Origin of the sequence: Streptomyces sp. NBC_00984, from assembly GCF_045162475.1 — a bacterium.
Lineage (GTDB): Bacteria > Actinomycetota > Actinomycetes > Streptomycetales > Streptomycetaceae > Streptomyces.
Genome location: NZ_CP108734.1, coordinates 5,875,212 through 5,895,791, shown reverse-complemented (window position 1 = coordinate 5,895,791; position 20,580 = coordinate 5,875,212). Strand labels below are relative to the sequence as shown.

The window sequence follows — 20,580 nt, the reverse complement described above, 5'->3', positions numbered from 1 at the left end:
TCGTCACAGCGACAGCTCCGGTACGTCGAGGCGGCGGCCCTCGGCGTGGGACTTCAGGCCCAGCTCGGCGAGCTGCACGCCGCGAGCGCCGGCCATCAGGTCCCAGGTGTACGGCTCGTCGAGGACGATGTGGCGCAGGAAGAGCTCCCACTGGGCCTTGAAGCCGTTGTCGAAGACCGCGTTGTCGGGGACTTCCTGCCACTGGTCGCGGAACGACTCGGTGACCGGGAGGTCGGGGTTCCAGACCGGCTTGGGGGTGGCCGAGCGGTGCTGGACACGGCAGTTGCGCAGGCCCGCGACGGCGGATCCGTGGGTTCCGTCGACCTGGAACTCGACGAGCTCGTCGCGGTTGACGCGGACCGTCCAGGAGGAGTTGATCTGCGCGACCGCGCCGCTCTCCAGCTGGAAGATGCCGTACGCGGCGTCGTCGGCGGTGGCGGCGTACGGCTTGCCCTGCTCGTCCCAGCGCTGCGGGATGTGCGTCTGGACGTGCGCCTGGACGGTGGAGACCCGGCCGAACAGCTCGTGGAGCACGTACTCCCAGTGCGGGAACATGTCGACGACGATGCCGCCGCCGTCCTCCGCGCGGTAGTTCCACGACGGGCGCTGAGCCTCCTGCCAGTCGCCCTCGAAGACCCAGTAGCCGAACTCGCCGCGCACGGAGAGGATCTCGCCGAAGAAGCCGCCGTCGATGAGGCGCTTCAGCTTCAGCAGGCCCGGCAGGAAGATCTTGTCCTGGACCACGCCGTGCTTGATTCCGGCTTCACCGGCCAGCCGGGCCAGCTCCAGGGCGCCCTCGACGTCCGTGGCGGTGGGCTTCTCGGTGTAGATGTGCTTGCCCGCGGCGATGGCCTTCTTGATCGCGTCCACGCGGGCCGAGGTGACCTGGGCGTCGAAGTAGATGTCGATCGTGTCGTCGGCGAGGACCGCGTCGAGGTCGGTCGACCACTCGGTCAGGCCGTGCTGCGCGGCGAGCTCCTCCAGCGCGTGGGCGCGGCGGCCGACGAGGACGGGCTCGGGCCACAGCACGTCGCCGTCGCCGAGGTCGAGGCCGCCCTGCTCGCGGATCGCGAGGATCGAGCGCACCAGGTGCTGCCGGTATCCCATGCGACCCGTGACGCCGTTCATGGCGATGCGCACTGTCCTGCGTGTCACGAAACTTCCTCCAACAACCGTAGCAAGCGCTTTCTATCCGGGATGACGCTAGCCTGCCGACAGCGGCGCGGACAAGAGGGCCCGGCCCAAAACCCTCGGAGGAAAGCGATGACAGTCACCCTGGCGGATGTGGCGGCTCGCGCCCGGGTGTCGCCGGCCACCGTCTCCCGCGTGCTGAACGGCAACTACCCCGTGGCCGCGTCCACCCGCGAGCGGGTCCTGCGCGCGGTGGACGACCTGGACTATGTGCTCAACGGGCCGGCGAGTTCACTCGCGGCGGCCACGTCGGACCTGGTCGGCATCCTGGTCAACGACATCGCGGACCCGTTCTTCGGGATCATGGCGGGTGCGGCGCAGACCGAGATCGGCGGCCCCGGGGACGGCTCGGGCCGGGCGGGTGGCGAGAAGCTCGCCGTCGTCTGCAACACCGGCGGCTCCCCCGAGCGCGAACTCACCTATCTCACCCTGCTCCAGCGCCAGCGCGCCGCGGCCGTCGTGCTGACCGGGGGCGCCGTGGAGGACCCGGCGCACCAGGCCGCCGTCTCCGCCAAGCTGGCCAAGCTCGCGGACGCGGGCACCCGGGTGGTGCTGTGCGGGCGGCCCCCGCTGCCGGACGGCGAGGCGGTCGTGGCCGCGCTCGCCTTCGACAACCGGGGCGGCGGACGCCGCCTCACCGAGCACCTGCTCTCGCTCGGCCACCGGCGGATCGGCTATGTCGCGGGCCCGCTGGAGCGGACGACCACCCGCCACCGGCTGGAGGGCCACCGCGACGCGATGCGGGCGGCGGGGCTCGTCGGCGACGAGGAGCGCCTCACCGTCCACGGACCCTACGACCGCCGCTCCGGCTACGACGCCACACTCGAACTCCTGCGCCGCGAACCGGAGGTGACGGCGGTCGTCGCCGCCAACGACACGGTGGCCCTGGGCGCGAGCGCGGCGATCCGGGACCGCGGTCTCCGTATCCCCGAGGACATCTCGGTGGCAGGCTTCGACGACCTGCCGTTCTCGGTGGACGCGGTCCCGGCGCTGACGACCGTGCGGCTGCCGCTCTTCGAGGCGGGCGCGCGGGCGGGCCGCCTCGCGATGGGCAAGGAGACGCCGCCGCCCGGGGGCATCGCGACGATCGCGGCCGAACTGATGGTGCGGGGGTCGACGGCGCCGCCGCGGTCGTGAGCCGCGCCCCGCGACCTGTGACCTGTGACCCGTGACCCACGCCCTACGCCGCGCGCCCCGCGACCCGCGACCCGCGACCCGGGCCCATGATGTGCCGGCCGCTGCCCGGTCCGTACGGTGCAGTGGCACGTACCGACGGAAGGACACGCACGTGAAGCTCGCTTTCTCGACCCTCGGAGTGCCGGGGATGCCGGTCGCCGACGTCGTCCGGCTCGCCGCCGGACACGGCTACCAGGGGGTGGAGCTGCGCGCCCACCCCGAGGAGCCGGTGCACCCGGGTATCTCCGCGCCCGAACGGGCCGCCGTCGTGGAGGAGTTCAGGAAGGGCGGCGTCGAGATCCTGACCGTCGCCGGGTATGTCCGGGCCGCCGCCGAGGGCGACGACGCGCCGGTGCTGGAGGAGCTCGCCGGGCTGGTGGACCTGGCGCACGACCTGGGCGCACAGAACGTCCGGGTCTTCCCGGGCGGCGGTGGCCAGGACCCCGCCGTGGCCGACGCGACCGCTGCCCGGCGACTGGCCGCCGCCGCTCCGCACGCCGCCGACAAAGGCGTACGCATCCTGCTGGAGACCCATGACTCGCACCGGGCCGGCGTCGATGTGGCCCGGGTCGTCGGGACGGTCGGGCACGGCCAGGTCGGCGCGCTGTGGGACATCATGCACACCTGGCTGGCGGGCGAGGAGCCGGCCGCGAGCCATGCGGTGCTGTCCCCGCACCTGGGATACGTACAGGTGAAGGACATGGCGTCGGCCGAGGACACCGAGCCGTTGGCGCTGGGGGCCGGGGTGCTGCCGCTGGGCGCCTGCCTGGACACGCTGGACCCGGACAGCTGGGTCTGCTGGGAGTACGAGAAGCGCTGGCACCCGGGGGCGGCGGAGCTGCCGGGGCTGCTGGCCGCCGGGCGGGAGCATCTGCTGCGGCTGGGTGCGACGGGGCGGTAGGGCACCCAGCAGACGACTGGCCCCCCGCCTGGCCGGGCACCGGCCACAGTGAGACGGCCTTGAACACACCCGCCGAGCCCGGTAACCGAAGTGGTAGCCCATCCGACCATTTCCATGCGGACCGATTCACCTTCCATGAAGGGTGATCGGTATGGACGCGTGGCAGGCTCGGACCGACCACCAGTGCTCATGTGGGCGCTTCCGGCCGGGCCCTAGCGGAGGTAGGTGCGCTGCCATTCCGCGAGGGACATCGTCTGTGCAGCCTCGGCGAGCGCGAGAGCAGAGGGCGTCTTGAGTTTCGCCCTGGTGGAGTCCACCCATTCCTGCGCTGCCGGGTAACCCTGCTGAAGGTATTCCAGCCCCTGGATCATGCACTCCAACTTGTCGGCGTCGTGGGCAACGAGGACTTCGAGGGAGTCGCTGTTCTCGTATTCGTCGACGATGGCCTTGATGCCGTCGGCGACAGCGGGGTGCGCGTCGGCGACTTGATCGGCTGTGACGTCCTCGTTCTTGGCCACGTCGATGTACCGGCGGCCGATCCACGGGATGTCGCCGACGCGGGTCTCCTGCGTGTCGTGGAAAGTGCACAGGAGGGCGACCTTGGCGGGGTCGGCACCTTCCATCATGGCCAGGACGGACCCGACGACCGCGGTGCGCCAGGAGTGCTCGGCGATCGTCTCTGGGTCCTTGATGCCTGCGATCCACCAGCCGCTGCGCTTGCCTCGCTTCAGGGCTCCCATCTCCAGCAGGTAGCCAGTTGTTCCCATGTCGTGGTTGGTGCTGCTGGCGTCTGTCATGGCGTCCCCTCCAGTGGAGTTGATCAGGTGTGCAGGCTCAGACCGTAATGCACGGATTCCATCTCGCGCCTGGTCTGTGCGGAGATTGCATCGCCGTCCAGGAGGACGGTGACTTGGTCGGCGAGGAGGCGGTTCAGATGCGGGTCGGCCGTGAGTAGGCCGCGGCGGGAAGCGAGTAAGGCCCACACAGTGTGGGCGTTGAGGTCGACGCAACCCAGATCTGGGGCGAGGCGATCAGCCAGCTTCCGGAGGAGCGCGAGTCCGTCCCATGTGGTGTCGGAGCGGTCGAGCATGAAGGTGTCGTCAGGTCGGGGGAGTTGGTCGATGCCAAGCCAGTACGCCCAGTAGTTGAGGTTGGCGACTTCGCCGGCCTCGTCGCCCATGCCGTTCCGGATGAAGGCGCACAGCGTTTCACGATCGCCGTGCCGGGTCAGTGACGCGGCGACCGAGCGGGTGTCTGCCCAGTGGGGAGTCCAGCCGGAGCAAATACCTGGGGTGTGGCGGCGCATGTCGGCAAGCCATGCTCGCGTGTCCGGAGCTGTGTCGTACGAGCACAGGTAGAGGGCCTGGCGGCGTAGCAGGGCACCGCTCTCCCCCGCGTGGTCTGCGAGTTCGGCAGCTCGCCGCATGTGGTCGTAGAAGGCTCGTTGGTCGCTGGGATCGAGGAGTGGTGAGGAACGAGACGGCCCACGCCGACTCTTTGGCGCGGGGGCGGGAAGCGCAGCCGGTGGGGCGCCGTTCAGTGCCCACGCCAGCATGTGTGTGGTGTCGCGGGTGAACACCCAACTGGACAAGGGGTGGTGAGAGAGCATGGACGATGGCGGCCCGGACAGGGCGTGGGTGATCACTGCGTCGGCGTCCACAGCCTCGTCAAGGAGTGTCAGCATCAGGGAGGGCGCACCGAGTCGCAGCAGGGTGCGGGAGACGGCTCGGAGGTTCCCGGCTTGGGTCGAGGTGAGAGGGCGGCGTCCTGACTCCCATCCCTGGACGGTCGTCTTGTCCACGCCAAGAGCTTCAGCCAGTTCATCCTGAGTGCGAGGTACATGCTCGCGTATCACCTTGAAGAGGTGGCCGGTGACTGCGCCTTCACGTGGCCGGCGCGCGGGGCTGCGCCCAGTCAGTGTTGCGTCAGGGGCTCTTCTGCTACTTACGGCCATGACGCCTCCCCTTGGCGGTTGGGCCTGCTGTTACTCGTACCCGTAGTCAGTCCTCTCCCAACGCCTGTCTGCGTAACGTGAGAGCACGGCTTACGGCCCTTCTGGAGGGCCCGAGCGTACTGCGGCGGCGATCGCAACCACCATCCGCAGGCGCGGCACATGCCGTCACGCCGAACCACTTTGGAAAAGGGCGGCTGGGCCTTGTGGCCAAGCCGCCGGTGAGGGGTATCAGTGAACCTGCTCTCGACAAAGGCCAAGGGAACCGTCGCGCGCCCTGTCGCCCGCCCGAGGCTGACGAGGACCGCCGCGAGACTGACGCGAGCCCTGGCTGGTGGGAACCAGTGATCTGGCCCGTGACGGTGCCCGCGCATAGGACGTGTTGCCCAGCTTCCGAGCCTGCGGCGGCCGACAACCCGTCGGTGGAGTCGGCCGCTCTTCCGGTCGGCCTCAGGCTGAAGCCGCATGTTCGCCGGTACGTGGCGGAGATGGCCAGGGTGCCCCGGTACGTCGGTGATCAGCGCCGAGGTGTCGCCGCGTTCCTCCGGCTCTCGGGTGTCGCGTGTGAGCCGGTGGACGCGGTTGTCTCAGTGGTCAGCGAACTCCTGTCGAACGCTGTGCTGTACGGCGGAATGAGGTCGGTTGGGCTGTCCGTCGCGTACGACTGTCTTGAGGGCAAGGTCCGCGTTGCTGTGAACGACCGCACGCCCGGGTTACGGGCCGAGCCTCGCTCCCCCGCAGACGACCAGGAGGGAGGCCGCGGCCTGCTCCTGGTCGGCGTGCTGGCCGACGAGTGGGGAGTCAGCGAGGACGGTTGCATCACCTGGTGCGTGATCGGGGCAGGTTCTGGAGCCGGCCGGTGATGCTTGCCATCACCCCAGCGAGGACGGCATTCCTGGACGAGGAACGCCCCGTCTTCGGTGCTGTCGACAACAGCACCGAAACCGCCGAGCGGGTGCTTGCCGGGCTGAAGACCCGCCGGTGGCCCTTGTCCGAAACAGTGCTGGACGGCGTCTTCGAGGACCTGGAGCAGGTGCTCGGGGAACAGTGCCTTCCCGACGAGGCCGAGGTCGACGTACTCCTGTGCCGAATCCGTGGGTCGCTCCCTGCAACTCGTCGCGGCTGCACCCGATTCCGGCGTAGGGCCCGGCCCGGTCGATGACGTGATCGACAGAGCGAGACACCTGATCTCCACCTCATCGGCAGACGGCCCCGTCGGGCCCAAGGGGCTCCTGAGGCGCATGGCCTTGACGGCTGTCGACTTGCTCGACGAGTTGCAGCCGATCTCCTGACCACCGCACCCACCCGTTGCTCATCCACGTTGCGGTCCGGTGCGGTTTCTGCCCCCGTTCCGGCTGCTTGGCGCGTCGGCCGGATCTGACGCCCCCGCGCTGTCCCGGGCGTTCGGGAGGGCGGCCCTCGCCTACCTGCACGCGGCGGGGGCGACCCGCACTTGTCCGAGCGTTCGAGACGACTACGAGACGGAATCAACATGAAGCCACCTCCCATCGACCTGTCTGCGCCACCCGCGTGCCGTATCAGCGGGCTCGCCTGGATTCCGAACGAGCACGGCGAGGTTCTGACCATGTGCGCGAACTACGGCGAGAAGGCTGGGCGCTACCAGTTGCCGGGCGGGCACGCCGGTGAGCAGCAGTCGAACCTGGCCGCGATGGTCACCCACGTCCGGTACGAGACCGGAATCGATCCCGCGCCGATCCGGCTGCTGGGCACGGATTGGGTGCCGCACAACCCGTTGACGACCGTGGCCACGGGGCAGAACTTCATCTACCTCTGCGGCGGTGTCCGGTCGATGGCGAAGATCGTCCTTCCGTCTGCGGCCGAGAACGCCGAGCCCGACTTGTCTGGCTATCTGTGGCAGACGCCTGACACGGCCCGCTACACCATGCGGCCGTACCAGCTCCGCCGCTTCCTCGGGCTGTGGAGAGCGTGGAAAGACGGCAGGACCACTGTCATGCATGGCGGGCGCCCCGCTCTGTCCGCCACGGCTCCGGAGGCGTTGTGACGTCTCCCGAAGCACTGACCACGCTGGCCCGTCTCGGGGTTGACCTTGCGGGCGGCACGATTCGCCTTGACTCGGCGCTGAGGGCCGCCGGGATCACACTTCCGGAGTGGCAGCCGCATGCGGACGGTTCGGTGTCGCTGGGGACCGTCACTGCCGAGTCCGCCGCTGCCCTGGCACAGGTGCTCCGCGAGGGCCTGGTGAAGGAGTACGGGGCGGCGAACGCGGTCCGCGACGCGGCGCATGCGGTGGGCCTCAAGATGGAGCCGCCGCTTGTCTTCGGGCGCCGCGTGCACCTGGGTGTCATCGACATCGAGACCGCCCAGCGTCTCGACGCGCTCCTGCGCCCAGCTGACACGGTCCAGGAGGCCGTCGAAGAGCCGGAGGAAGTCGCCGACCGGTTGATCACGCTTCTGAGGGAAGTGACGGCCGGTGGGTTTCTCGACGCCGCGTTCTACGGCTGCTGCCCGCGGTGCGGGGGCGACGAGCATATCCAGCTCGAATCAGTCACCCCGGACCAGGCACTTGCGATTGCCCGAATTCTGGCCACGTCAGCGCAGTGCGCCCCGGAGTGACCACTGCTTCCGATCCTTCCGATTCGCCCAGCACGGTGAGTCGATCGTTCGATCACACTGAAGGAGACCCAATGCCCACCCACCGCTTACCCGTTCGCCGGTTCCTCGAAGGACCGGGACTGGCGCCCGCCGACCTGACAATGGTCTTCCTCGTCCGGGAGGACGACGACACTGCCCCTCGTCCCATGCCGACCGTCACCGTGGAACAGATCCCGCAGGCCGTCCGCGACCTCACTGGCTGTGGGGTCCGATCGGTGAAGGTCTTCGCGGGAAGCAGGGTCCGGGACGCGGGCGCGTCCCAGGCCGCCTCACCGACAGGGCTGATGATGCGGGCGATCCGGGCAGTCAAGGACACCGCGCCCGAGATGGCGGTCATGACGGAGACCTGCGTCTGCTCGCACACCGATACCGGCGAATGCTTCATCGCTGGGCCATGGGGGCGCGGCCTGGACCTTGTCTCGACGATCGAAGCCTTGGCCGAGCAGGCGGTGGCGCAGGCGGCAGCGGGGGCCGACATCGTCGGTCCGGCGGCGATGGTGCCCGGCTCCGTGCGAGCCGTGCGCGCAGCCCTGGACGCGGCAGGGCACGAGGATGTCTCGATCATGCCGCACCTGATCTTCGACTCCGCCCTGTACGAGGGGTACCGGGCGACCATGGGGGCGGCCCCGGTTTCGGGCAGCCGCGCGTTCCAGATCATTCCGCGCCAGGCCGAGCAGGCGATACGGACCGGCCTGGACTACATCGGTGAGGGGGCCGACATGCTGCTGCTGGAGCCCGCACTGTTCGCGGTGGACCTCCTGGTCCGGTTGAAGGCAGCCACCCCTGTGCCGCTGGTGCCCTTCTCCGTGTCGGGCGAGTACCTGCGTCTCACCAGCCAGGCCGGGGACGGCACCCGCGACAGTCGGCTTCTCTCGGAGGCGTTCACCATGCTGAAGCGTGCCGGGGCGGAGCGCATCATCACCTACGGGGCGATGGACCTCGCCAGGGCGGCTACGCGCGGATAGTGGCAAGAATGGCCTCAGCGCCCTTGGCCAGGAGCTCGGCCGCTACAGTGCGGCCAAGCTTGTCCGGCTCGTCAGCCGGTCCGGTCCCGGCTGAGGTGATCTGGTGGGCACCATCGACGCTGGTTACTGCGGCCGTGAGATGCAGCGTCCCGTCGGCGCGGGGCTCGGCGTATGCGCCAACAGGCACCGAGCACCCGCCGTGCAGTTCCGCGAGCAGAGCCCGCTCGGCACGCACAGCACTGTCCACCGTGGCATCGCCGATGCCCGCGAGAAGCCGGGCGGTTTCACTGTCCACACGCACCTGGATGCCCAGCGCGCCCTGCCCGGGTGACGGCGGATATGCCGTGGGGTCGAGGTACTGGCTGATCCGGTCGCCCAAGCCGAGCCGGTGCAGTCCGGCGGCGGCCAGGACCACGGCATCCATGGCCCCCGCCCCCTTGATCCGGGCCACGCGACCAGGGACGTTGCCCCGGATCGGGACGACGTCCAGGTCGGGCCGCAGCGCCAGGAGCTGCGCCGTGCGGCGGGGGGCGCCCGTGCCGACGCGGGCCGCGATCGGCAGCGACTCCAGGGTGTGTCCGCACAGAACATCACGGGCGTCGGCGCGCGGACCGGGCGTGGTCAGCAGCATCAGCCCCTCGGGGCCGACGGTCGGCAGGTCCTTGAGGGAGTGCACGATCACGTCGACTTCGCCGTCCAGGAGCGCCCGCTCCTGGTTGGTGGAGAACGCCGAGCCGCCGGCCGTCTTCGCGACCTCGGCAAGGGTCGGTGTGCGCCGGTCCTTGTCGCCGCCCTCCAGGATGACGCGCTGCCGGAAGACCACATCTGGGAACTGGTTGCGGAGCGGGGCCAGTACCTCACGCACCTGGGCCTTGGCCAGGTTGCTCGCTCGCGATCCGACAATCACCACAGGCTGACCCACTGCCGTCAACTCCTCGTAGATGCAACGTCGTTGACGGCAGATCCTACTTGCACCACAAGAGTGCACTTTCCGACAGTTTGTTGCCAACAAGGGAGAAATGGCGATCATGTCCAGTCGGCTTCGCATCGGAGCCCGAACGTCGAGGTCCATGACGGGCCGGGGCAGTCTTCCCAGAGCGTCCGGCAGCACGCCTGCCCCCGTCACCGGCCCGCCACACCGGCCCCGCCGTCTCCCGCGACCGCCGGAACTCCCGCCCCGGCCTCGACCTCCGAGCCCGCCGCCCGATCCGTCGCCCGATCCGGCCCCGCCACCGCCGTCGGCCGGATCCGTCGCGCCCCCGCCAGCGAGGTGAGGGCCACCCCGCCGACCAGCAGCGCCGCCGCGCACCACCGCAGCGGGCTCACCGACTCGCCCAGCAGCAGCGCGGCCGACGACATCCCGAAGACCGGGACGAGCAGGGTGAACGGCGCCACCGAGGAGGCCGGGTGGTGGCGCAGCAGGAAGCCCCAGGCGCCGAAGCCGAAGACGGTGGTGATCCAGGCGACGTAGGCGATGATCCCGGCGCCGCTCCAGTCCAGCGCGGCCAGCGCGTCCGCGTCGCGGTCCCAGCCCTCGAACAGGAGGGAGAGGCCGAGCAGCGGGATCACGGGCACGGTCGAGACCCACACCATGAAGTTGAGCGAGTCGGGCGGGGCCGCCTTGCGGGTCAGCACGTTGGACACGCCCCAGCAGGCCGCCGCCACGATCACCAGGACGAAGGCGAGCACGGGGCCGCCCGCCCCCTCGTCGACCGCCGCGACGCCGATGCCCGCGAGGGCCACCACCATCCCCAACACCCGTATCTTTCCCGGCCGTTCGCCGAGCGCGACGGCGGCGAAGAGGGCCGTGAAGACCGCCTGGACCTGGAGCACGAGGGACGAGAGACCGGCGGGCATGCCGCGGTCCATGCCGATGAAGAGCAGACCGAACTTCGCCACCCCGAGGGCCAGCCCGACGCCCACGATCCACTTCCACGCGACCCTGGGCCGGCCGACGAAGAAGACCGCGGGCAGCGCGGCGACCAGGAAGCGCAGGGCGGAGAAGAGCAGCGGCGGGAAGTGCCCGAGGCCGACCTCGATGACGACGAAATTGACACCCCAGACGGCGGCCACCAGGGCGGCCAGGGCGATGTGGAGGGGACGCATGCACCGAGGATCACCCGCGCCGACCATGTAGCACCAGCGCGGATATCTTCATGGTGGAATTGAGCGTCGCTAATGAGTCGCCACGAATCGCCAACGAATGGCACGGGAGGTCCGATGCTCGATCTGGCCCGGCTGCGCGCCCTGCACGCCGTCTCCGTCCACGGCTCCGTCGCGGGCGCCGCCGCCGCGCTCGGCTACACCCCGTCGGCGGTCTCGCAGCAGATCACCAAGCTGGAGCGGGAGACCCGTACGACGCTGCTCGAACGGCGCGGACGCGGTGTCGCGCTGACCGAGGAGGCGCTCCATCTGGCCGCGACGGCCCAGCAGTTGCTGGCGATCGTGGAGCGCGCCGAGACGACGCTGGAGGAGCGCAGGGGGCTGCCGACCGGGCGGCTGTCGATCGGCGCGTTCGCGTCCGCGGCCCGCGGGCTGCTGCCCGGGGTGCTGGCGGAGCTGGACCGGGACCACGCGGCCGTGGACGTCCGGATGACCGAGGTCGATCCGCATCTCTCGGTCGACCTGGTGGCCAAGGGCGTGATCGATCTGGCGGTCGCGCACGACTGGGACATCGCCCCGCTGCCCGCCCCCGAGGGTGTGGCGCAGGCGGTGATCGGTGACGACCACTGCGATCTGCTGGTGCCCGAGGGGCATCGCCTCGCCGGGCGGGACGCGGTGCGGCGCGAGGAGCTGGCGAAGGAGCGGTGGATCTGTCAGCCGCCGGGGACGGTCTGCCACGACTGGCTCGTACGGACGTTGCGGGCGGCCGGTTGCGAGCCGGACATCCGGCACCAGGCGGAGGAGAACCACACCCAGCTGGCCCTGCTGGCCGCCGGCCTCGGGGTCGCGATGATCCCGCGTCTGGGGCGGGGTCACCTGCCGCCGGGGGTGGTGGCGGTGCCGCTCGATCCCGTACCGGTGCGGCGGCTGTACGCGCTGTGGCGTACGGAGGCGGCCCGGCGGCCCGCGATCACGGCGGCGGTGTCCGCGCTGCGGACGCACGGGGCCGCGGCGGGGCTGAGGCAGGACTGAGGGGCGGTTGAGGCGGGGGCGAGGCGGGGGCGGGGCTGTGGCAGGGGTCGCTGCCACGCCGCAGGGGCTCAAAACGGTCCGGACCCTTGACCGGAAGTTATTTTCTGGATATCCGTGCTCCTTGGCAGTTTCTTTCACCACCTCTCGTCCCCGAGTACGGCCGAAGGAGCTCACGTGCACCACCGCACCTCCAGACGCACCCTTCTCACCGCCACCGCCGCGACGGCAGTCGCCGCCGTCACGGGCGTGGGCCTCGCCCCCGGCGCCGTCGCCGCCCAGAGGTCCGCGAGCAGCGGACACGGCGGCGGGCAGCACAATGCGGCCGCCACCACCAAGCGCCTCAAGCGGATCATCTCCGGGATGACCCTGGAGGAGAAGGTCGGGCAGCTCTTCGTGATGCGGGTGTACGGGCACTCCGCCACCGACCCCGACCAGGCCGACATCGACGCCAACATGGCCGAGATCGGGGTCCGCACGGCCGCCGAGATGATCGACAGGTACCACGTCGGCGGGATCATCTACTTCGCCTGGGCGCACAACACCCGCGACCCGCACCAGATCGCCGACCTCTCCAACGGCATCCAGCGCGCCGGTCTCGCCGGTCCCACCCCGCTGCCGCTCCTCGTCTCCACCGACCAGGAGCACGGCATCGTCTGCCGGGTCGGCGAGCCCGCCACCCTGATGCCCGGCGCGATGGCGCTGGGCGCGGGCGGTTCGCGCTCCGACGCCCGCCGGGCCGGCCAGATCGCGGGCGCCGAACTGGCCGCGATCGGCATCAACCAGAACTACGCCCCGGACGCCGACGTCAACGTCAACCCGGCCAACCCGGTGATCGGCGTACGCTCCTTCGGCTCCGACCCGCAGTCCGTGGCCGGCCTGGTCGCCGCGCAGGTGAAGGGGTATCAGAGCAGCGGGATCGCCTCGACCGCCAAGCACTTCCCGGGCCACGGCGACACCAGCACCGACAGCCACACCGGGCTGCCCGTCATCAACCACACCCGGGAGCAGTGGGCCGAGCTGGACGAGCCGCCGTTCCGGGCCGCCATCGCCGCGGGCATCGACTCGATCATGACCGCGCACATCGTGGTCCCGGCGCTGGACCCGTCGGAGGACCCGGCGACGCTGTCCCACCCGATCCTCACCGGCATCCTGCGCGAGGAGCTCGGCTACGACGGTGTCGTGGTGACCGACTCGCTCGGCATGGAGGGGGTGCGGACGAAGTACGGCGACGAGCGCGTGCCGGTCCTCGCCCTCAAGGCCGGCGTCGACCAGCTGCTCAACCCGCCGCGCCTCGACGTCTCCTGGAACGCCGTCCTGGAGGCCGTGAAGAACGGTGAGATCAGCGAGGCCCGGATCGATGAATCGATCCTGCGCATCCTGCGGCTGAAGGGGAAGCTCGGGCTGTTCGACGACCCGTTCGTCAGCCACTCGGGGGTGGACCGCACCGTCGGCACCCGGTCGCACCTCGCCGCCGCCGACCGGATCGCCGAGCGCACCACCACGCTGCTCGCCAACGACGGCGCGGTGCTGCCGCTCTCCCGCCGCTCCCACCGGAACCTGCTCGTGGTCGGCGCCGATCCCGCCTCCCCGTCCGGCACCACCGGACCGCCGACCACCACGCTGGCCACCGCCTTCGGCGAACTGGGCTACGCGGCGACCGCGCTGTCCACCGGCACCGCCCCCGCCAAGGCCGAGATCGACGAGGCGGTGGCCGCCGCCCAGGGCAAGGACGCGGTGGTCGTGGCGACGTACAACGTCTCGGCGACGAGCTCGCAGCGCACCCTGGTGAGCGCGCTGGCGGCGACCGGCATCCCGGTGATCACGGTCGCGATCCGCAATCCGTACGACGTCGCCCAGCTGTCCGGGACCGGGTTCGCGGCGAACCTGGCCACGTACTCCTGGACCGATGTCGAACTGCGGGCCGCCGCCCGGGTGATCGCGGGCCGCGCCGAACCGCGGGGCACCCTGCCGGTCCCGGTGCAGCGCGCGGACGACCCGGCCCGGGTGCTGCACCCGGTCGGTTACGGGCTCAGGTACTAACCGGAAGCACGGAGGGGCTGTGCGCCGCGCGCACAGCCCCTCAGCACAGCCCCTCCCCCGGCTCGGAGAGCCGCTACGGCCGCTGCCCGCGCTCGTTCATCACGTCCCGCTTGTCGAGCCGCGCGTCGAACGTCGCGAGCGGCGCGGCCTTCGCCGGGTCGTCCCGCACGGCGGCCGGGGCGACGTCCGCCCAGCGCAGGATGGCCGCGGTGGCCTTCGCCCTGTCGTCCTCGGCGAGGCCGGCCACGGCAGCGCCGTGGTTGCCGCCGGGCACGGTCATGACGTAGCTGTCACGGGAGCCCGCACCGGGCCGGAAGCGCTCCGCGCCCCACGGGTCGTTCTCCCCGTACACGTACAGCATCCGATCGGCGTGACGCTTCACCCAGTTGTCGACGTCGCGCATCACCGACGGCTGGAACTTCATCGCGATGGAGCGCGGCACGAAGGTGCGCGGCGGCTGGTACCCGTACCGGCTGAGACCGCCGAGCCACGGCTGGCGGATACTGGGCGAACCGAGCTGGGTGCCCGCCTGGTAGTAGTACGGGGTGTAGTTCTCCAGGCCCTGGTCGGTATAGGTGGAGAAGCCGGAGATCGAGTCGACGGAGTCCCAGATCGCCTGGCCGGGGGCGGTTTTGGCGTCGGCCGGGATGGTGTCGCAGTCGGACAGCAGGCTGTACTGCCAGTACGCCCAGACGTAGTCCATGACGACGGCCTCGTACGCCTTGTCGAGCGAGCCGGTGGTGGCAAAGGTGTAGCCGTTGGCGGCGGCGTACTCCCGGTACTTCTTCTCCAGCGGCCCGCGGCGGACCAGTGCCTCGCGCTGGACGGCGTTCACCCGGTCGCGGCACTCCCTGGTGCCCACGTGCTCGAAGAACCGGTCGTAGGCCGAATCCTCCTTGTCGACCACGTCGTTGGGCGCGACGTACGCGACGACGCCGTCCATGTCCTCGGGGTAGTAGCGCTCGAAGTAGGTGGCCGTCATGCCGCCCTTGGAGACGCCGGTGGTCAGCCACTTCTTGGTGTAGATCCGCTTCAGCGCGGTGAAGACGCGGTGCTGGTCGCCGGCGGCCTGCCGGATGTCGAGCTTGGACCAGTCGGCGGGCGCCGGGCGGGAGGGGGTGAAGTAGCGGTACTCCAGGGAGACCTGGTTGCCGTCGATGATCCGGGTCGGCTCGGCGCGGCCGGGGTTCGTGGAGACGTTGTATCCGCTGGTGGAGAAGACCGTCGGGCGGGAGGTGTCCTTGTGCAGCACGGTGATGCGCTGCTGAAAGGTGCCCCTGGACGGGTGCCGGTGGTCGACCGGCTGGGTGTAGTTGAGGACGAAGTACCGGTAGCCCGCGTAGGGCTTCTCCTCGATGAGGCTCATCCCGGGGATGGCCAGGATGCGGTCCTTGATGTCCGCGCCGGTGCCGTCGTCACTGACGGACCGGCTCAGGGACGCGGCCGGTTCCGCGGCGGTGGCCGCCCCGGCCGAGGCGCCCGTGACACCCGCTGTGCCGATGAGCACCGCGAGCGACAGGAACCCTCTGAACGCCTTGCGCATACGCCCTCCCAGGAATCACGACATTCGTCGTGAACCTAGCGGGGCGACACGGGTACCGCCAGACCCTGTCGGCGCGGAGAGATCGGGTGTTCCGGCCCGTGGGTCAGCAGAGGATCCAGCCTGTGGAGCCCGACTTCCCCGATATCTTGGCCGAGGCCCTGACGCACCGGTTGAGCGCGTGGACCGTCACCGGGCCGGCCTGCTTGGTGTATTTGCCCTGGTCGACGACGGGACTGCCGCCGCGCGCCTGGATCGTCACGGACATGGTGCGGCGCGGGCCCGGCTTCTTGGCGACGGCTGTCGCGCAGGCGTAGGAGCGGTTCTTGTAGACGCGCAGCTCGCCGGTCTTGAACGGGACCGTCTTCGCGGGGCGCCCGGCGCAGACCGTCGCGGCGTCGGCGCGGCCGGCCGCGGGGCCGCCGAGCACCAGGCCGAGGGCGGCCACCAGCGGCAGGACGATCGAGCACACCAGCATCCGGCGGGTACCGCGGCTCCCCCCTCCGGCTCCGCTCCCGGCTTCGTCTCTGCCTCTGCCGTCGCCCCTATTGGACAATTCGACCTTTCCGGACTTCCCCACCCCTACGATCACCAGCAACCCCATCACCAGTCGAACATTTACGCCCTTGCTCGGCACGTACGCATACATGCGTACGACGCAGGAGGCCATCCGAAGGTTGCATCCGGCGTGCTCCGCCCCCGGGGCAACCGAAGCGCCACAGCATGGCTCCAACAGGACAGAGCCATACGAAAGGCAGGAACTGTCATGCCTCAACTCCGCAACGCACAGGGCCCCGGCCGACGTCTCATCGGCCGGACGCTGCTCGCCTCCGCTCTCCTCACCGCCGCCGCCGCGGTCCCGGCGGTCGCGCAGGCCCCGCATGCCCCGGCGGCCCCGGCGTCGGTACGCAGCGACGTCGGCGCCCCCGCCTACCAGCAGGTCGCCCACTTCTACGGCGCGTACATCGATGCCGTCACGGCGGAGGACGGCGGCAGACTCGCCACTGCCCTCAGAACCTTCTATCTGACCCCTCACCTGCGCTCCCAGCTGAACACCTGGGAGCAGCGCAACCACGCGGACGGTGTGCTCCGCGCCCAGAACACCCCGATCGCCTTCCGGGTCACCCCGGACGACAGCGCCGCCGGCCACACCTGGTCGACGGTGCGGCTCACCTGGAGCGGCGGCAAGCACCCCACGTACTCGTACCTGACCGTGCGCTCGGACCTGCGGACCGGGAAGATCTCCGGCATCGGCGAGTGACCCGGTGGACGGGCCCGGCGCTCACACCCCCGCGGGCTCGTCCTCCCCGATGAACGTGCGCCACAGCACGGCGTAGTGCCCTTCCCCGGCCAGGAGTTCGTCGTGCGTGCCGTCCTCGACGACCCGGCCGTGGTCCATCACCACGACCCGGTCGGCGCGGGCGGCCGTGGTCAGCCGGTGGGCGACGACCAGGGTGGTGCGGCGGCCCGCGAGCCGGTCGGTCGCCTGGTTGACCAGGGCCTCGCTGGCGAGGTCCAGCGAGGCGGTCGCCTCGTCGAGCAGCAGGATGTCCGGGTCGACGAGTTCGGCTCGGGCCAGGGCGATCAGCTGGCGCTGACCGGCCGAGAGGTTGCGGCCCCGCTCGGCGACCTCGTGCAGATAGCCGCCGTCCAGGGTGGCGATCATGTCGTGGGCGCCGACCGCCCGCGCCGCCGCCTCCACCTCGGCGTCGGTGGCCTCGGGCCGCCCGTAGGCGATGGCGTCGCGGACCGTGCCCGCGAAGAGGTATGCCTCCTGCGGCACGACGCCGAGCCGGTGCCGGTACGCGGTGAGGTCGAGGCGGCGCAGATCGGTGCCGTCCGCGGTGACCCGGCCGCCCGTCGGGTCGTAGAACCGGGCGACGAGCTTGACGAGGGTGGACTTCCCCGCGCCGGTCTCGCCGACGAACGCGACCGTCTGCCCGGCCGGTATCCGCAGGTCGACGCCGATGAGGGCCTCCTCGGCGTCGTCGCCGGAGCCGTACGCGAAGGACACGTCCTCGAAGGCGATCTCGCCGCGCAGCGAGAGCACGTCCAGCGGTTCGTCCGCGGCGTCGGTGGAGGTCGGCTCGCGCAGCAGTTCCTGGATGCGGCCGAGGGAGACGGTGGCCTGCTGGTAGCCGTCGAAGACCTGGGAGAGCTGCTGCACCGGGGCGAAGAACAGATCGATGTAGAGCAGGTACGCGACCAGCGCACCGGTGGTCAGCGTGCCGTTGTCGACCCGGCCCGCGCCGACGATCAGGACGGCCGCCGCGGCCACCGACGACAGCAGCTGCACGAACGGGAAGTAGACCGAGATCAGCCACTGGCCGCGGACCCTGGCTTCGCGATAGTGGTCGCTGCGCTCCGCGAACCGGTCGGCGCCGTCGCGCTCGCGGCGGAACGCCTGCACGATCCGCAGCCCGGAGACGGACTCCTGGAGGTCGCCGTTGACGACGCCGATGCGCTCGCGGGCCAGCTCGTACGCCTTGACGCTCTTGCGGCGGAAGAAGAACGTACCGACGACCAGCGCCGGCAGTGTCGCGAAGACGACGAGGGCCAGCTGCACGTCCAGGACCAGCAGCGCGACCATGATGCCGAAGAAGGTGACGACGGAGACGAAGGCCGTGACCAGTCCGGTTTGCAGGAACGTCGACAGCGCGTCCACGTCCGTCGTCATCCGGGTCATGATCCGGCCGGTCAGCTCGCGCTCGTAGTAGTCCAGGCCGAGCCGCTGGAGCTGCGCGAAGATCTTCAGCCGCAGTGAGTACAGCACCCGCTCGCCGGTGCGGCCCGTCATCCGGGTCTCGCCGATCTGGGCGGCCCACTGCACCAGGACAACCACGAGGGCCAGCGCGGACGCCGCCCAGACCGCGCCGAGCGCCAGCTGCGAGACGCCCTGGTCGATGCCGTGCCGGATCAGTACCGGCAGCAGCAGACCGGCGCCCGCGTCGACCGCGACCAGCGCCAGGCTCACCAGCAGCGGCAGCCCGAAGCCGCGCAGCAGCCTGCGCAGCCCGTACGAGTTCTCGGCGCCGACGGCCCGCGCCTCGTCGATGTCGGGGGTGTCGGTGGCGGGCGGCAGCGCCTCGACCTGGGCGAGCAGCTCGGGGGTGGCGGGCATGCCGGCCGCCCCGGTGTCGCGCGGCTCCTCCTTGCGGACCCACAGGTGGGGGCTTATGCCGCGCTCGGCGTCGAACTCGGCGTCCAGTTCTTCCTGGAGCGCGCGGTCGTCGTCGGGGGTCGTGTCGGCGGTGGTCAGCCGCTGGTGTCCGGGCGAGGTGCCGCCCAGCTCGTCCGGGTCGGTGAGCAGCCGCCGGTAGAGCGGGGAGCGGCGCTCCAGCTCCTCGTGCGTACCGATGTCGGCGAGCCGGCCGTGCTCCAGGACGGCGATCCGGTCCGCGAGGCCGAGGGTGGAGCGGCGGTGGGCGATCAGGAGGGTCGTCCGCCCTGCCATCACCTGGCGCAGCGCCTCGTGGATCTCGTGCTCGACGCGGGCGTCGACGGCGGAGGTGGCGTCGTCGAGGAGGAGCAGCCGGGGGTCGGTGAGGATGGCGCGGGCGAGCGCGACGCGCTGGCGCTGGCCGCCGGAGAGGGTGAGTCCGTGTTCGCCGACCTTGGTGTCGTAGCCCTCGGGCAGGTCCGCGATGAACCGGTCGGCCTGGGCGGCGCGGGCCGCCTCCTCGATCTGCTCCCGGGTGGCGTCGGGGACGCCGTAGGCGATGTTGGCGCGGATGGTGTCGGAGAACAGGAAGCTGTCCTCCGGTACGAGGCCGATGGCGGCGCGCAGGGATTCGTGGGTCAGTTCGCGGACGTCGTGGCCGCCGACCAGGACGGCGCCGTGCGTCACGTCGTAGAAGCGGGGCAGCAGCAGCGAGACGGTGGACTTGCCGCTGCCGGAGGCGCCGACGACGGCGACGGTCTCACCGGGCTCGATGGTCAGCGAGAAGCCGTCGAGGACGGGGCGGTCCTTTTCATAGCCGAACCGAACGTCGTCGAATTCGACGCTCGCGGGCGCGTCGGCCGGGAGTTCCTTGGTGCCGTCCTTCATGGTCGGCTCGGTGTCGATCAGTTCCAGTACGCGTTCGACGCCGGCCCGCGCCTGCTGTCCGACGGTGAGGACCATGGCGAGCATCCGGACCGGGCCGACGAGCTGGGCGAGGTAGGCGGAGAACGCGACGAAGGTGCCGAGGGTGATCTCGCCCCGGGTGGCGAGCCAGCCGCCGAGGGCCAGCATCGCGACCTGGCCGAGCGCGGGGACGGCCTGGAGGGCGGGGGTGTAGCGGGAGTTCAGCCGGATCGTCCGCAGCCGTCCGGCGAAGAGCTTCCGCCCGACCTCGCGCAGCTTGCCGGTCTCCTGCTCCTCCTGCCCGAACCCCTTGACGACCCGGACCCCGGAGACGGCCCCGTCGACGACTCCGGCGACGGCGGCGGCCTGTCCCTGGGCGTACCAGGTGGCGGGGAAGAGCCGGGTGCGGGAGCGGCGGGCGATGAACCAGAGGGCGGGGGCCACGGCGACCGCGACCAGGGTGAGCAGCGGCGAGAGCCACGCCATGATCACCAGGGAGATGATGAAGAGCAGTACGTTCCCGATCGTCATCGGGAGCATGAACAGAAGTCCCTGGATCAGTTGCAGGTCGCTGGTGGCGCGGCCGACGACCTGGCCGGTGGACAGCTCGTCCTGCCGTTTCCCGTCGAGGCGGGTGATCGTCCCGTACATCTCGGTACGGAGATCGTGCTGCACGTCGAGGGCCAGCCGGCCGCCGTAGTACCGGCGGATGTACGTGGATATGTACACCAGCGCGGCGGCGACTACGAGGAGCCCGGTCCAGACGGCGAGGGACCGCGTGTGGCCGACGACGACGTCGTCGATGATCACCTTGGTGATCAGCGGGACGAGGGCCATCACCGCCATTCCCGCGAGCGACGAGCCGAGCGCCAGCAGCACATTGCGCCGGTAGCGCCATGCGTAGCCGCACAGCCGCCGGGCCCAGCCCGGGGCCTGCGTCGCGCTCTGTACGTCCCCTGCGTCCGTCACCGGTGCCTCCCG

The 20,580-nt window shown here is 70.7% G+C and carries 18 protein-coding genes and 1 pseudogene; 10 read left to right on the top strand and 9 right to left on the bottom strand.

Annotated elements, in window-relative coordinates:
• Positions 1-3 precede the first annotated feature (3 nt).
• Complete coding sequence (locus tag OG520_RS26400; RefSeq protein WP_342286356.1) at positions 4-1,155, bottom strand: Gfo/Idh/MocA family oxidoreductase; 1,152 nt, start codon at positions 1,153-1,155, stop codon at positions 4-6.
• A gap of 108 nt (positions 1,156-1,263) precedes the next feature.
• Here OG520_RS26400 and OG520_RS26395 point away from each other — a divergent pair, with 108 nt between their 5' ends.
• Positions 1,264-2,328: a LacI family DNA-binding transcriptional regulator gene (locus OG520_RS26395; protein ID WP_266418956.1), complete on the top strand. Its 1,065-nt coding sequence runs from the start codon at positions 1,264-1,266 to the stop codon at positions 2,326-2,328.
• 151 nt (positions 2,329-2,479) lie between these two features.
• Positions 2,480-3,268, top strand: coding sequence for a sugar phosphate isomerase/epimerase family protein (locus tag OG520_RS26390; RefSeq protein WP_406014847.1), 789 nt, complete (start codon positions 2,480-2,482; stop codon positions 3,266-3,268).
• A 212-nt stretch (positions 3,269-3,480) separates the two neighbouring features.
• On the opposite strand, the gene OG520_RS26385 is transcribed toward OG520_RS26390, so the two are convergent.
• The 3 genes and pseudogenes from OG520_RS26385 to OG520_RS26375 form a co-directional block, all read right to left on the bottom strand.
• On the bottom strand, positions 3,481-4,065 hold the full coding sequence (locus tag OG520_RS26385; RefSeq protein ID WP_406014846.1) for an HD family hydrolase: 585 nt from the start codon (positions 4,063-4,065) through the stop codon (positions 3,481-3,483).
• Positions 4,066-4,088: 23 nt separating this feature from the next.
• The gene (locus OG520_RS26380) at positions 4,089-4,928 is read right to left on the bottom strand and encodes an XRE family transcriptional regulator (protein WP_406016684.1); all 840 of its coding nucleotides are present in this window, start codon (positions 4,926-4,928) and stop codon (positions 4,089-4,091) included.
• 102 nt (positions 4,929-5,030) lie between these two features.
• Positions 5,031-5,222 (bottom strand): annotated as a pseudogene (locus tag OG520_RS26375) (helix-turn-helix domain-containing protein); the annotation flags it as partial.
• A 485-nt stretch (positions 5,223-5,707) separates the two neighbouring features.
• Here OG520_RS26375 and OG520_RS26370 point away from each other — a divergent pair.
• The 5 genes from OG520_RS26370 (at position 5,708) to OG520_RS26350 (ending at position 8,818) form a co-directional block, all read left to right on the top strand.
• Entirely contained in the window at positions 5,708-6,082 is a 375-nt protein-coding gene (locus OG520_RS26370) for an ATP-binding protein (protein ID WP_406014845.1), read from the top strand.
• Positions 6,082-6,381, top strand: a complete 300-nt coding sequence (locus OG520_RS26365; protein ID WP_406014844.1) for a hypothetical protein — start codon at positions 6,082-6,084, stop codon at positions 6,379-6,381. The genes OG520_RS26370 and OG520_RS26365 overlap by 1 nt, the downstream gene beginning before the upstream one ends.
• Before the next feature lie 330 nt (positions 6,382-6,711).
• Complete coding sequence (locus OG520_RS26360) at positions 6,712-7,242, top strand: NUDIX domain-containing protein (protein WP_406014843.1); 531 nt, start codon at positions 6,712-6,714, stop codon at positions 7,240-7,242.
• On the top strand, positions 7,239-7,814 hold the full coding sequence (locus tag OG520_RS26355; protein WP_406014842.1) for a hypothetical protein: 576 nt from the start codon (positions 7,239-7,241) through the stop codon (positions 7,812-7,814). Before OG520_RS26360 ends, OG520_RS26355 begins: the two co-directional genes overlap by 4 nt.
• A gap of 71 nt (positions 7,815-7,885) precedes the next feature.
• Positions 7,886-8,818, top strand: a complete 933-nt coding sequence (locus OG520_RS26350; protein WP_406014841.1) for a hypothetical protein — start codon at positions 7,886-7,888, stop codon at positions 8,816-8,818.
• Here OG520_RS26350 and hemC read toward each other — a convergent pair.
• Together hemC and OG520_RS26340 are read right to left on the bottom strand one after the other, a co-directional pair.
• The gene (gene hemC / locus OG520_RS26345) at positions 8,805-9,740 is read right to left on the bottom strand and encodes a hydroxymethylbilane synthase (protein ID WP_406014840.1); all 936 of its coding nucleotides are present in this window, start codon (positions 9,738-9,740) and stop codon (positions 8,805-8,807) included. The genes OG520_RS26350 and hemC overlap by 14 nt on opposite strands.
• A gap of 200 nt (positions 9,741-9,940) precedes the next feature.
• Positions 9,941-10,924, bottom strand: a complete 984-nt coding sequence (locus OG520_RS26340) for an EamA family transporter (protein WP_406014839.1) — start codon at positions 10,922-10,924, stop codon at positions 9,941-9,943.
• Positions 10,925-11,038: 114 nt separating this feature from the next.
• Here OG520_RS26340 and OG520_RS26335 point away from each other — a divergent pair, with 114 nt between their 5' ends.
• Together OG520_RS26335 and OG520_RS26330 are read left to right on the top strand one after the other, a co-directional pair.
• A complete protein-coding gene (locus tag OG520_RS26335) occupies positions 11,039-11,953 on the top strand; it encodes a LysR family transcriptional regulator (RefSeq protein WP_406014838.1) in 915 nt (304 codons plus the stop codon).
• Positions 11,954-12,127: 174 nt separating this feature from the next.
• Complete coding sequence (locus OG520_RS26330; protein ID WP_406014837.1) at positions 12,128-13,993, top strand: glycoside hydrolase family 3 protein; 1,866 nt, start codon at positions 12,128-12,130, stop codon at positions 13,991-13,993.
• A 73-nt stretch (positions 13,994-14,066) separates the two neighbouring features.
• Here OG520_RS26330 and OG520_RS26325 read toward each other — a convergent pair whose 3' ends face one another.
• Complete coding sequence (locus OG520_RS26325; protein WP_406014836.1) at positions 14,067-15,536, bottom strand: S28 family serine protease; 1,470 nt, start codon at positions 15,534-15,536, stop codon at positions 14,067-14,069.
• Between the two features lie 103 nt (positions 15,537-15,639).
• Positions 15,640-16,011, bottom strand: coding sequence for a hypothetical protein (locus tag OG520_RS26320; protein ID WP_399329534.1), 372 nt, complete (start codon positions 16,009-16,011; stop codon positions 15,640-15,642).
• Positions 16,012-16,299: 288 nt separating this feature from the next.
• Here OG520_RS26320 and OG520_RS26315 point away from each other — a divergent pair, with 288 nt between their 5' ends.
• Complete coding sequence (locus OG520_RS26315) at positions 16,300-16,794, top strand: hypothetical protein (protein ID WP_406014835.1); 495 nt, start codon at positions 16,300-16,302, stop codon at positions 16,792-16,794.
• A 21-nt stretch (positions 16,795-16,815) separates the two neighbouring features.
• Here OG520_RS26315 and OG520_RS26310 read toward each other — a convergent pair whose 3' ends face one another.
• A complete protein-coding gene (locus OG520_RS26310) occupies positions 16,816-20,568 on the bottom strand; it encodes an ABC transporter ATP-binding protein (RefSeq protein ID WP_406014834.1) in 3,753 nt (1,250 codons plus the stop codon).
• Positions 20,569-20,580 lie beyond the last annotated feature (12 nt).